Genomic DNA, 12,926 nt, shown 5'->3' on the forward strand with positions numbered 1-12,926 from the left:
GGTTACCCTGCCGTTTTTTTTATTCTTCTGGCTGATGAATGCTCAGCCGCATGAGAAAACCCTGTACACCTTCTCGTTTAAGCAGCGCATCGAGCCGTTCCTGTTCCGCTAACGTCATACTCTCCAGCGCGTTGGTGATCCCGGGTAGTACGGCAGCGGGCTTAGTCTCACCGTAGCTGGCTGCGCTCTCTGCCAGTTGGTAGAGCACCTGCCGTTTACGAATAGCCGGAATATTCGAGATGTGCGCGCGGACCTGTGCATCAATAGAGATGAGTCGCGCCCGCCCACCTTTAACGCCATTAATGCCTTCTGTCTTCCAGCCATTTTTTCGCACCCAGCGATTGACGGTCTGCCTGGCGACGCCCAGCGTCTCCGCCAGTTCCTCGGTGGTCATTTTGCTACGTAATTTTTTCATATCAGTTCTGATCGCGAATCCCTAAACGTTGCAACAATCCGGTGATCCCTTCCCGGAGTAATAAAGTGGTCAGCTGTTTCTGTTCTGTCGGCGTCATTTCATTAGCCAGCGTCATCAGCAAGGCCTGCAGTGATTTATCTGCAGCCGCTTCCGCTAAGGTCGTCATCTCCGGTGCGCGTCGCGCATTGCGAATAAATTCCCGAACTTGCTCATTAACATGGACCAGGCGTGCCTTACCGCCCTGAACGCCAGGTTTTGGCGATGTGGACCATCCCTCTTTACGTACCCATTTATTGATGGTCTGTCGGCTATAGCCAGTGAGCCGGGCCAACTCTCCCGGCGTCATTCGTTCCTTGATCATACAATTTCCTGAGTAAGAGTGTGGTTAATTAGGGGTTCATTTTATAACACCGTTTTACTGGAAAACGTGACAAGATTAACTCCTGGCTGCGAGCATTCTCGCAATGTGATTCATTTGCATGAATTTTCAGCGGTTGAACGCCGGAGTGAAAATTTGCCGTTGACACTCCGCAGTGGAATTCATATTATGCCGCCCGTCAACACGACACGCTTTACGCGATGGGGCTATAGCTCAGCTGGGAGAGCGCTTGCATGGCATGCAAGAGGTCAGCGGTTCGATCCCGCTTAGCTCCACCAAACTCTTATCCCAATAGAGTCTGGTGCGTAAACAAAACTGTGGGGCTATAGCTCAGCTGGGAGAGCGCTTGCATGGCATGCAAGAGGTCAGCGGTTCGATCCCGCTTAGCTCCACCAAAATTTGAACCCTCGCCGAATGGCGGGGGTTTTTTTATGCCTGCAAGAAACCCTTTACTATCACCGCATTGACAAATAAATAGCTTTGCCTGGTAAAAACTTTACTTTATGTAATGACTTTTCCTGACCTGGAACGTTGTATGACGGTATTGAAGTGTCTATCATTAATACGAATTTAATATCGCCAGGTAAACAGTTAAATAAAATTAATGAAAAGCATAGTTAATATTAACGGAAAGAGCTTTCTGCTTGCTCTGGCGTTATGCATGATTGTCGTGCCTTTTTCCCGGCTTATTTCACCGAAATCTGTTGTCGATGGCTTTGAGGTTTATCTTGCATGGATGCCGCTGAGCGTCATGCTGGCGATCATATTATTATTTGGCCGTCAGGCCATCCTGCCAATTATTATCAGCTTTGCCATACTTAACGAATGGAATTTACAGCTGTCTGCCAGGCAGGATGTTGTCCTCCTTTTTTGCCAGGTATTTAGTACCTTAGCAGTATGCGCCATCCTCCGTTGGCAGGTGGGATCGCGCTGGCGCTACCATGTGCCCAGCCGGTTCATGGCGGCGCGCATTACATGGCTAGGATTTGCCTTACCGCTGGGAATAAAAATGTCGATGTTCCTGGCCAGCTATTTGTGTGATTTTCCCGTTACCCTCGCCAATTTCACGGACAGAGGCTCGATAATTTATCATATTGTCGATATTCAGAGCCTGGTTTGCGCCGTTATCATCTTTACCATGCTGTTCTATTATCCGTTAAGAATGATAATTAATCCGAATTATGCGCGCGCCTTCTGGCAAAGAAATATGCGTGATTCTTTCTCATCTCGAAACCGATTATTTACATCTGTATTACTTGTTTGCTTAATTGCCGGGCTGCTTCTGCTCTGCTTGCCTTTTACCTCCGATATTATTGCTGGCTATCTGGTTCCAGTTATTTTCATTTTATTTACAATTGGCATCAGTCGTTTTCGCTATCCCATGATTGCCCTTGGTTGGGCGTTAAGTGCGCTGATGTTGCTGACCTACAACAGTAACTTTTTGCAGGGCGTGCAGAACGGCTACTCGCTGGCGTTTGTGCTGTCGGTACTTATCTCTTTCGCCATCTGTCTGTCATATATGTCGCGCATTTATCAGCGCAGCGAATGGCTTAAGCGCGGCTGGCAGGAGAGGGCGTTGATCGACCCGCTGACCGGCTTACGTAACCTGCGCGCTCTGGAATCCTTTTTGACAGACAACAAGGACACCACCCTGTGCTGTTTGCGGATGGATAATCTGGAGTTCCTGAGCCGTCATTACGGCCTGATGATGCGCGTGCAGTGTAAACGCGCCATTATCCGCCAGCTGCAGCCGCTGCTGATGCCCAATGAACAAGTTTTCCAGATCCCCGGTAACGAACTGGTAGTCGTGCTTAGCGGCCCGGAAACTGGCGCCCGGTTGCAGCACATCGTGAATCACCTGAACAGCCGCAAAATCTACTGGAATAACACCGGGCTGGATATTGAGTTTGGCGCTGCCTGGGGTGGGGTGGAGTTCAAATGCGGTGAAAGTCTCTACCACACGCTCGGGCAGCTCAGCTGGCTGGCAGAAAAGTCCTGTTCGGCGCATCAGGTGCTGTCGCTGAATAACAGCCTTGAGACAGTCTCCGGGCAGACGACGGATCGCGTCCTGATGCTCGGTCGGGTTAAGCGGGCGCTGGATGAGGGCGGCTTACGCCTGTATGCGCAGCCCATCCAGAGGTGGGATGGCGTGGGCTATCACGAAATCCTGTCGCGTCTGGAGAGCGAAGGAGAGTTGCTGACGCCTGATAAGTTTCTGCCGCTGGTGGCGCAGTTCAACCTGAGCCGACGCTTCGATATGAGCGTGGTGGAGGCGCTGCTGGCATGGTTGCAGGAGCACCCCTCGGATGGTTGCTGCGCGCGTTTCTCGGTAAACCTGATGCCCTTAACGCTGATGCAAAAAGAGGTCGCAGCGGAGATTATTGCCCTGTTTGAACACTTCAAGGTAAGGCCGCAGGCGGTGATCATTGAAGTGACCGAAGAGCAGGCATTCTCTAATTCCGAAGTCAGTATCGCCAATATTCAGCAGCTGCGTCATTACGGCTTCAAGCTGGCCATTGACGACTTTGGAACCGGCTATGCCAATTACGAACGTCTTAAGCGCCTGCAGGCCGATGTCATCAAAATTGATGGCTGCTTTGTGAAGGATATTTGTAGCGACAGTATGGATGCGATGATTGTGAAGTCGATCTGCAATCTGGCGAAAACCCGGTCGCTGTGTGTAGTGGCGGAGTTTGTCGAAACGGAGGAGCAGCGCGAGATGCTGCTCGCCTCGGGGGTGGATTATCTACAGGGATATTTAGTGGGTAAACCGCGCCCGCTCAGTGAATTACAGGCGTAAAAAAACCGGGGAGGATAAGTCCCCGGTTTGTTTATGCTGATTACAGGACCAGTGCAGCGATAGACGCAGACAGGACGCTGACCAGCGTGGAACCGTATACCAGCTTCAGACCGAAGCGGGAAACCACGTTACCTTGCTCTTCGTTCAGGCCTTTAATCGCACCCGCAATGATACCGATGGAAGAGAAGTTGGCGAAGGAGACCAGGAACACGGAGAGAATGCCTTCGGCGCGTGGGGAGAGGGAACCGGCGATTTTCTGCAGATCCATCATTGCGACGAATTCGTTAGAAACCAGTTTGGTTGCCATAATACTGCCCACCTGCAAAGCTTCGCTTGCCGGCACACCCATCACCCAGGCTACCGGGTAGAAGATGTAACCCAGAATGCCCTGGAAGGAGATACCCAGTACGGCAGCAAACAGGGCGTTCAGCGCGGAGATCAGGGCGATAAAGCCGATCAGCATTGCAGCAACGATAACCGCCACTTTGAAACCTGCCAGAATATACTCGCCCAGCATTTCGAAGAAGCTTTGACCTTCGTGCAGATTAGCCATCTGCAGGTTCTCTTCACTCTCATCCACGCGGTACGGGTTGATCAGGGACAGCACGATAAAGGTGCTGAACATGTTCAGAACCAGCGCAGCCACAACATATTTTGGCTCCAGCATGGTCATATACGCGCCCACGATAGACATGGAAACGGTAGACATAGCCGTGGCCGCCATGGTGTACATGCGGTTGCGGGACATTTTGCCAAGAATATCTTTATACGCGATAAAGTTCTCAGACTGACCAAGGATCAGGGAGCTTACGGCGTTGAAAGATTCCAGTTTGCCCATGCCGTTGACTTTAGACAGCACAGTACCAATGGCGCGGATCACAATTGGCAGAATGCGAATGTGCTGCAGAATACCGATCAGGGCAGAGATGAAGACGATAGGGCACAGAACTTTCAGGAAGAAGAACGCCAGACCTTCGTCGTTCATTTTACCGAACACGAAGTTAGTCCCTTCATTAGCAAATCCGAGCAATTTTTCAAACATCTCAGAGAAGCCCTTCACAAAGCCCAGACCTACATCTGAGTTCAGGAAGAACCAGGCAAGCAGCACTTCAATGACGAGCAACTGAATAACATAACGAATACGGATTTTTTTACGATCGCTGCTGACCAGCAACGCAAGCACGGCAACGACAACAAGTGCGAGGACAAAATGTAGGACGCGGTCCATATTTGCTCCAAATATGAGGCAGGTTTAATTTCGCTGCACATTCTATGAAACAAGCGTAAAGAAAACGAGATCAAAGCCACACTATAGTCACGTCCTGTGACGAGACTCAAAAATAGTGACATACGATACATTTTTGTTATGTTATGTAAATGACTTAAAAGTTAAGTTTCTGTGCTAGGCTTCACAAAGGTTGCATGCTTTTTACCCGTCCGTTTATCGACTAATCCAGTCTGTGTATCGTTCTTCGCTATCACTGTAATCACTATAACCAACTTAAATGAACTTGATAATCATTCGCATTTTGATAGCATTAAACATAGCAAAGGCTATATTCCTGAGGCAAAAATGAGCAATAGTCGCGTTGATGAGAGTAGCAGTGGCAAAGCAGCACGCAAAATGCGGTTTGCATTAATGGGACCTGCGTTTATTGCCGCCATTGGCTATATCGACCCCGGTAATTTTGCGACCAATATTCAGGCCGGGGCCAGCTTCGGCTATAAGCTGCTGTGGGTGGTGGTTTGGGCCAACCTGATGGCGATGATGATCCAGGTGCTGTCGGCAAAACTTGGTATCGCCACCGGCAAAAACCTCGCGGAACAGATCCGCGACCACTATCCGCGTCCGCTGGTCTGGTTTTACTGGGTGCAGGCAGAGATCATTGCCATGGCGACCGACCTTGCGGAATTTATCGGGGCCGCGATCGGCTTCAAGCTGATCCTGGGCGTATCGCTACTGCAGGGAGCGGTATTGACTGGTATCGCCACCTTCTTGATCCTGATGTTGCAACGACGCGGGCAAAAACCGCTCGAAAAAGTGATTGGTGGCCTGCTGCTGTTTGTGGCGGCGGCCTATATTGTAGAGCTGATCTTCTCCCAGCCGGACGTTATCCAGCTCGGCAAAGGGATGGCGATCCCGAGCCTGCCGACGACTGAAGCGGTGTTCCTTGCGGCCGGGGTGCTGGGCGCCACCATTATGCCGCACGTGATCTATCTGCACTCTTCGCTAACGCAGAACCTGCACGGAGGGTCGCGCCACGAGCGTTATTCTGCGACCAAATGGGATGTGGCGATTGCCATGACCATTGCCGGGTTTGTGAATCTGGCGATGATGGCCACCGCCGCGGCGGCATTCCACTTCAACGGCCATACCGGTGTTGCCGATCTGGATCAGGCCTATCTGACCCTGGAGCCTTTACTCAGCCACGCGGCGGCCACTATTTTCGGCCTTAGCCTGGTCGCGGCAGGACTCTCATCGACAGTGGTCGGTACCCTTGCGGGGCAGGTCGTTATGCAGGGATTTGTGCGCTTCCATATTCCTTTGTGGGTGCGTCGGTCCATCACCATGCTGCCCTCCTTTATTGTGATCCTGATGGGGCTGGATCCGACCCGCATCCTGGTGATGAGCCAGGTGCTGCTGAGCTTTGGTATTGCGCTGGCGCTAGTGCCGCTGCTGGTGTTCACCAGTGACAAAAAGTTGATGGGCGATCTGGTCAACAGCGTGATGGTCAAACGGGCAGGGTGGGCGATAGTGGTGCTGGTGGTGGCGCTGAATCTGTGGCTGCTGATTGGCACTGCAATGGGATTATAAAAAAGGCGCCGCGAGGCGCCTTTTTCGTATCAGTGATGATGTCCGTGACCACGACCATGGCCTTTGCGGCCGCGATGGTCATCACGATCTCTCCAGCCTTCGCGATAACCGCGTTCATAGGCGTTACGTTTATCCCAGCCACGATGGTAGCCGTTGTCATGTTTGTGCCAGCGTTTGTTACGCCATTCATAGTTACGATGCCAGTAGCCGCGGTCACGCCAGCCGCCACCGTCCCAGTAGTTACCGTAATTATCGCGATCGCCAATTTGTAATTTTACGGATGGCAACAGGGTGATTTCGCCAGCATTAGCGACCAGCGGGGCTGAAGCCATTAATACTGCTGCCAGAATCAGGGACCTGAACATTGTTATTCTCCTTCACGATCGGAGCCGTAATCGGCTTGTTAACGCAATATTAAGGGGCGGTAAAGCCCCGGATAATCGCTTTAACTCCTAATTCGGAAGGGCATAGCACTTTTTGCTAAAAGTGCCTTTATTCTACACTGCTTAAAATTGTTTCAATTTCCTTCAGCTCTTCAGGCGTGAAGTGACGATTCGCCAGCATGCCCACCGCATCGTCGATTTGCGCCGTTTTACTGGCACCTATCAGCACCGAGGTAATGGCCTCATGATGTAATACCCAGGCCAGCGCCATCTGCGACAATTTCTGGTTACGGCGTTCGGCCAGCGCATTGAGTTTGCGTACCTTCACCAGTTTTTCTTCAGTAATCTGATCCGGGTTCAGGAAGCGGCTACCGCTGGCGGCGCGGGAATCTGCCGGGATCCCGTTCAGATAACGATCGGTCAGCTGGCCGCCCGCAAGCGGCGAAAACGCAATGCATCCCACTCCTTTCTGCTTAAGCACATCCAGTAATCCCTCTTCAGGCGCGCGTTCCAGCATCGAGAATTTTGGCTGGTGGATAAGGCAGGGGGTGCCCAGATCGTCGAGGATTTCGATGGCCTGTCGCGCCAACTCGGCCGGGTAATTGGACAGCCCAACGTACAGCGCTTTGCCCTGACGCACGATATGGTCGAGCGCTTTCATAGTCTCCTGCAACGGCGTTTCGGGATCCGGGCGGTGGTGATAGAAGACATCCACATACTCCAGCCCCATGCGTTTCAGGCTTTGATCGAGGCTGGCGATCAGGTATTTACGCGAGCCCCAGTCGCCGTACGGCCCCTCCCACATGGTATAACCCGCTTTGCTGGAGATGATCAGTTCATCACGCAAGCTGCTGAAATCCTCCTGCAAAATCCGCCCGAAGTTACGCTCTGCCGATCCCGGCGGTGGACCATAGTTGTTGGCAAGGTCAAAGTGGGTAATGCCCAAATCAAAAGCACGATGTAAAAGTTGACGGCTGTTTTCGATCAGCGTGGCGTCGCCGAAGTTGTGCCACAGCCCGAGGGAGATAGCGGGCAGCTTAAGGCCGCTTTGCCCACATCGTTTATATTGCATTGATTGATAACGATTTTGATCTGCCTGGTAAACCATGAGTTTTGCCCCTCTGCGTCAGAAAGTCATTCAGTGTATACGTTTACACAAAGACGAAAGCAAACAGATTAGCGCGCAAAAATACGTAAAGCATGGTTTCCACGACCTGATTATTCCCAATTCTGGACAGCTATCACGCTTCTTCAATACTCAAAGTGAAGTCAACATTATAAGGATAATAGTCATGCAAACCCCCTACACCGTCGCCGATTACCTGCTGGACCGCCTTACAGATTGTGGTGCCGATCATCTGTTTGGTGTGCCAGGCGACTACAATTTGCAGTTTCTCGATCACGTTATCGCCAGCCCGGATATTGGCTGGGTTGGTTGTGCCAATGAATTGAACGCCGCCTACGCGGCCGATGGCTACGCGCGATGCAAAGGTTTTGCCGCGCTCTTGACCACTTTTGGGGTGGGCGAGCTTAGCGCCATGAACGGTATCGCGGGCAGTTTCGCCGAGCATGTTCCGGTTCTGCATATCGTGGGCGCGCCGGGCAGCGCTTCGCAGAAAAAAGGGGAGCTGCTGCACCACACGCTCGGTGACGGCGAATTTCGTCACTTTTATAAAATGAGTGAGCCCGTTACCGTCGCGCAGGCCCATCTCACTGAGCAAAATGCCTGCTATGAAATCGACCGCGTATTGATGGAGATGCTCCGGGAGCGCCGCCCGGGCTACATCATGCTGCCTGCCGATGTGGCAAAAAAACCTGCCACGCCGCCTGTAAGCGCTCTCATTGATCGTCTTTATGAAAGTGACAGTTTCCGCCTCGATGCCTTCCGCCAGGCGGCAGAGAAAAGGCTGGCGGCGAGCGAGCGCACCGCGCTGCTGGCGGATTTCCTCGTCCTGCGTTACGGCCTGCAGAGCCAGCTCCAGCGCTGGGTGGAGCAAACGCCCATGGCGCATGCCACCTTGCTGATGGGGAAAGGCATTTTTGACGAGCGCAAACCGGGCTTCGCAGGCACCTACAGCGGCTCTGCCAGTGCCGCCGGGGTCAACGAAGCCATTGAAGGAGCCGATACGGTGATCTGCGTGGGGACACGCTTTACCGATACCCTCACCGCCGGGTTCACCCACAAACTCACGCATCAGCAGACTATCGACGTTCAGCCGCACGCCTCGCGGATCGGGGATGTCTGGTATACCGGGATCCCGATGACCCAGGCGATTGAGGTGCTGTCCAGCCTCTGTCATCAGTATGCCAGCGCCACTACGGCGACCCGTCCGGCGCGTCAGCTGCATGCGGTCCACCCCGGTACGTTAAGCCAGGACAGTTTCTGGCAAACGCTGCAAACCTTTATTCGTCCGGGGGATATCATTCTGGCCGATCAGGGAACCTCCGCTTTTGGTGCGGGCGCACTGCGCCTACCCGAAGACGTGAATTTTATTGTTCAGCCGATCTGGGGGTCGATTGGGTATACGCTTGCTGCCGCCTATGGCGCGCAGACGGCCTGCCCGGATCGGCGCGTGATTGCGATTACCGGCGACGGCGCAGCGCAGCTCACCATTCAGGAGCTGGGTTCCATGCTGCGGGATAAACAGCGCCCGGTGATCATGGTGCTGAACAACGAAGGCTACACGGTTGAGCGCGCGATTCATGGTCCCAATCAGCGTTACAACGACATTGCCCTGTGGAACTGGACGCAGATCCCGCAGGCACTCAGCCTGGATTGTCAGGCTGAGTGCTGGCGGGTGAGTGAGGCGGTGCAGCTGGAAGAGGTGCTGGAAAAAGTGGCGCACCCGGAACGGCTTTCGCTGATTGAGGTCATGCTGCCGAAAGCCGATGTTCCGCCGCTGCTGAGTGGCATCATCCAGGCGCTGGAGGCGCGTAAAAGCGCCTGATTATTTGTCCTCGCCAGAGGCAGCCAGCATCGGTCTGCCCGCCAGCAACAGCCAGGCGGGCAGCATCACAATACAGAGAAGCGGCAGCAGGGTGGTGTCTGGCACCACCACTGCCGCCATAAACAGGCTCAGCCACGCATCCCGGGTAACAACCAGCACCAGTCCCAGAATCGAACAGGAGATGGTGATCGCCGCCGGAACCGCCTCAACGTGCTCATGCAGCATCAGCCCCAGGGCAACGCCGACAAACACCGCCGGGAAAATGCGTCCTCCGCGAAAACCGCAGGCCGCTGCCACCACCAGCGCCGCCAGTTTGATCAGCGCAAAAAGCATGTAATCGGAGACGGTGAACACCTGGCTGAAGGCCATCTGCTGCATCTCATCCAGCCCTTTAAACAGCGTAATGTTCCCCCCTACAGCGCCGAGGATCCCCATAATCAGTCCACCCATCCCCAGGATCAGCACCGGATGCTTCAGGCGATGCATCAGCCGGTGCAGGCGCGGCAGACACCAGACCGCCACCATCCCCAGCGCGATGGCGATGGCGGCAACAATCGCCCCGCTAAAGATATCGGCCAGCTGCATCTGGCTGTAATGGGCGATGGGCAATGAAAAGTGGGGATGGAAAAACAGGCTGGTGGTCAGGGCACCCGCGGCGGCAGACAACAGCGGGGCGAACAGGCGATCCCAGAGGGGGATGTCGGCATTGCCGCTCAGGGTCTGGGAAAATATCAGCGCCGCCGCAACGGGTGTGCCGAACAGCGCGCCGATGGTGCCCGCCGAGGCGAGAATGGTCCAGTCCAAAGTGTTAACCCGGGGCAAGATACGCGACCCCACGGCAACGGCGAGGGCGATATTCACCGCCATCACCGGATGCTCTGGCCCGAGGCTGACGCCCCCCGCCAGGCCGATAATCAGGGCGATGATCAGCCCGGGCAGGGCGGCCGTATCGACTGGCGCGCCAATCAGCGGCTCTGTCGCCGGATCCGGCCCGGCATGGCCAGGGCTGTAGCGGATCACCAGCCCCACGGCAATGCCGGTTAAGGTCAGGATTAAAATCACCCAGGTCGGAGAACTCGCGCTGAGGCCAACTGTGGAAGGTAATGACGTCCACAGTACCGACTGTAATACGGCGGCAACTTTCATGATCACAATCAGAATCAGGCTGGAGGCGACGCCAATAATCAGCGCGGGAGGGGCCAACAGCAGCATCGTTCTGGCTCGCGGATGGAGCATGATGATTTCCTTGTAAAAAATGGCGATCATTACTTTGCACGCTCAGACTGATGCTAATAGTGCAAATGGTGCTGAAACGGTAAAGTTATTCTGTGATGAAGATCTATAATCCTGGGGTGCTTTTATTCAGGTCGTTGTTGTTATCGGGCCTTGAATTTAGAGTGTGCCAAAGAGTTATTTTGACTTTAGCGGAGCAGTAGAAGAATGACAAAGTATGCTTTGGTAGGTGATGTAGGAGGCACTAACGCGCGTCTGGCGTTATGTGACGTCAACTCGGGGGAAATCTCCCGCGCCAAAACCTATTCCGGGCTGGATTATCCTAGCCTCGAAGCGGTGGTTCGTGTCTATCTGACCGAGCATGATGTCAGCGTGGAAGATGGCAGCATTGCTATTGCCTGCCCGATTACCGGTGACTGGGTGGCGATGACCAACCACACTTGGGCGTTTTCCACGGCGGAGATGAAAGCGAACCTCGGGTTTGCGCATCTGGAAATTATTAACGACTTTACCGCGGTGTCGATGGCGATCCCCATGTTAAAGCCGGAGCATCTGATCCAGTTTGGCGGCACCCAGCCGGTTGAAGGTAAGCCTATCGCGGTCTATGGCGCCGGTACCGGGCTTGGCGTGTCGCATCTGGTACACGTCGACAAGCGCTGGATCAGCCTGCCAGGCGAAGGCGGGCACGTGGATTTCGCGCCTAACAGCGAAGAAGAGGGCATTATCCTCGAAGAGCTGCGCGCGGAGCTGGGCCATGTGTCGGCAGAGCGCGTGCTTTCCGGCCCTGGGCTGGTCAATCTCTATCGGGCAATCGTGAAGTCTGACGGGCGTCTGCCAGAAAACCTGCAGCCGAAAGACGTGACCGAACGCGCGCTGGAAGACAGTTGCACCGACTGCCGTCGTGCGCTGTCACTGTTCTGCGTCATCATGGGCCGTTTTGGCGGCAACCTGGCGCTGAATCTGAACACCTTTGGTGGAGTCTATATTGCGGGCGGGATTGTGCCGCGCTTCCTCGAGTTCTTTAAATCTTCCGGTTTCCGCGGTGGGTTTGAAGATAAGGGCCGCTTCCGCGACTACGTTCAGGATATCCCTGTGTACCTGATTGTGCATGACAACCCGGGGCTGCTCGGCGCCGGAGCGCATCTGCGTCAGACTCTGGGCCAGGTGCTGTAACCCTTCCTCCCCGGTGAAATGCCATTCACCGGGGCTTTCTTTTACAGGTGCATCAGCTGGCGAAACTCTTTCACTTTGCTGCGACTCACCGGCACCTGAAAATCCAGATCCTTCAGCCGCAAAATATAGGTGTTGTTAAACCATGGCTCGATCTCGCGGATCTTATGCAGGTTGACGCAGAACGAACGGTGGCAGCGGAAAAAATGGCTGGTTGATAGCTTGCTGCAAAATTCCGTGATGTTCATCGGCATGACGAACGACTCGCGGCGGGTATAAACAAACGTCATCTTTTCATGGGCTTCGGCGTAATAGATATCGTCCATCGGCGTCACGATGATGCGCTCATCCTTGATCAAATTGATGGTGTCATTTTCGCGCGTGGCAGGTGAAGCTGCGATCTGGCCTGCGCTGGACTGCTGCTGCCAGGCTTGCTCAAGCTTTTGCAGCATGCTGACGATCCGCGACTCCTGATAGGGCTTCAGAATATAGTCGAAGGCCTCCAGTTCAAAAGCCTCCACCGCATGCTCTTTCCACGCGGTGACAAAAACGATAAAAGGTTTAGTGGCAAACTGGCTGATGTTTTGCGCCAGCAGCACGCCGTCCAGCGACGGAATATTGATATCCAGAAAAATGGCGTCAACCCTGTTGTGCTGAAGATATTTCAGCACGTCCAGACCGTCCTCAAAAGTGCCGACGATCTCCATCTGGCTATGTTCTTTGATAAGCCAGCTCAGCTCCTGTTGCGCGAGTATTTCATCTTCCACAATGATGACTTTCATG

At 53.8% G+C, this 12,926-nt stretch carries 11 protein-coding genes and 2 tRNA genes; 6 read left to right on the plus strand and 7 right to left on the minus strand.

Annotation, left to right across the window (positions count from 1 at the left end; translation table 11 throughout):
• Positions 1-19: 19 nt before the first annotated feature.
• Positions 20-415: a YfeC-like transcriptional regulator gene (locus tag ABIE02_RS06080; RefSeq protein WP_032612954.1), complete on the minus strand. Its 396-nt coding sequence runs from the start codon at positions 413-415 to the stop codon at positions 20-22.
• A gap of 1 nt (position 416) precedes the next feature.
• Positions 417-776, minus strand: a complete 360-nt coding sequence (locus tag ABIE02_RS06085) for a YfeC-like transcriptional regulator (RefSeq protein ID WP_336994448.1) — start codon at positions 774-776, stop codon at positions 417-419.
• A gap of 220 nt (positions 777-996) precedes the next feature.
• On the opposite strand from ABIE02_RS06085, the gene ABIE02_RS06090 reads away from it, so the two are divergent.
• From ABIE02_RS06090 to ABIE02_RS06100, 3 genes are all read left to right on the plus strand, one after another.
• Positions 997-1,072, plus strand: a tRNA-Ala gene (locus ABIE02_RS06090).
• Between the two features lie 41 nt (positions 1,073-1,113).
• Positions 1,114-1,189, plus strand: a tRNA-Ala gene (locus ABIE02_RS06095).
• A gap of 209 nt (positions 1,190-1,398) precedes the next feature.
• Complete coding sequence (locus ABIE02_RS06100) at positions 1,399-3,594, plus strand: EAL domain-containing protein (protein WP_155167108.1); 2,196 nt, start codon at positions 1,399-1,401, stop codon at positions 3,592-3,594.
• Between the two features lie 40 nt (positions 3,595-3,634).
• Here ABIE02_RS06100 and ABIE02_RS06105 read toward each other — a convergent pair whose 3' ends face one another.
• Positions 3,635-4,822 carry a NupC/NupG family nucleoside CNT transporter gene (locus ABIE02_RS06105; RefSeq protein ID WP_032612948.1) on the minus strand — a complete coding sequence of 396 codons (1,188 nt, stop codon included), beginning with the start codon at positions 4,820-4,822 and terminating at the stop codon, positions 3,635-3,637.
• A gap of 345 nt (positions 4,823-5,167) precedes the next feature.
• Between ABIE02_RS06105 and ABIE02_RS06110 the strand changes: the two genes are divergently transcribed.
• Entirely contained in the window at positions 5,168-6,409 is a 1,242-nt protein-coding gene (locus ABIE02_RS06110; RefSeq protein WP_059307444.1) for an Nramp family divalent metal transporter, read from the plus strand.
• Positions 6,410-6,438: 29 nt separating this feature from the next.
• On the opposite strand, the gene ypeC is transcribed toward ABIE02_RS06110, so the two are convergent.
• Positions 6,439-6,774, minus strand: coding sequence for a DUF2502 domain-containing protein YpeC (ypeC, locus tag ABIE02_RS06115; RefSeq protein ID WP_032612944.1), 336 nt, complete (start codon positions 6,772-6,774; stop codon positions 6,439-6,441).
• 127 nt (positions 6,775-6,901) lie between these two features.
• Complete coding sequence (gene mgrA / locus ABIE02_RS06120) at positions 6,902-7,900, minus strand: L-glyceraldehyde 3-phosphate reductase (protein ID WP_429211241.1); 999 nt, start codon at positions 7,898-7,900, stop codon at positions 6,902-6,904.
• A 184-nt stretch (positions 7,901-8,084) separates the two neighbouring features.
• Between mgrA and ipdC the strand changes: the two genes are divergently transcribed.
• Positions 8,085-9,740, plus strand: coding sequence for an indolepyruvate decarboxylase (gene ipdC / locus ABIE02_RS06125; protein ID WP_336994450.1), 1,656 nt, complete (start codon positions 8,085-8,087; stop codon positions 9,738-9,740).
• Here ipdC and ABIE02_RS06130 read toward each other — a convergent pair whose 3' ends face one another.
• Positions 9,741-10,976, minus strand: coding sequence for an ion channel protein (locus tag ABIE02_RS06130; protein WP_336994451.1), 1,236 nt, complete (start codon positions 10,974-10,976; stop codon positions 9,741-9,743). It lies immediately after the preceding gene.
• Positions 10,977-11,180: 204 nt separating this feature from the next.
• On the opposite strand from ABIE02_RS06130, the gene glk reads away from it, so the two are divergent.
• Positions 11,181-12,146 carry a glucokinase gene (gene glk / locus ABIE02_RS06135; RefSeq protein WP_032612938.1) on the plus strand — a complete coding sequence of 322 codons (966 nt, stop codon included), beginning with the start codon at positions 11,181-11,183 and terminating at the stop codon, positions 12,144-12,146.
• Positions 12,147-12,187: 41 nt separating this feature from the next.
• Here glk and ABIE02_RS06140 read toward each other — a convergent pair whose 3' ends face one another.
• Positions 12,188-12,925, minus strand: a complete 738-nt coding sequence (locus tag ABIE02_RS06140; protein ID WP_032612936.1) for a LytR/AlgR family response regulator transcription factor — start codon at positions 12,923-12,925, stop codon at positions 12,188-12,190.
• Position 12,926: the final 1 nt, after the last annotated feature.

This window comes from Leclercia sp. 1548 (genome assembly GCF_050435045.1).
In the GTDB taxonomy this organism is placed as follows: domain Bacteria; phylum Pseudomonadota; class Gammaproteobacteria; order Enterobacterales; family Enterobacteriaceae; genus Enterobacter; species Enterobacter adecarboxylatus.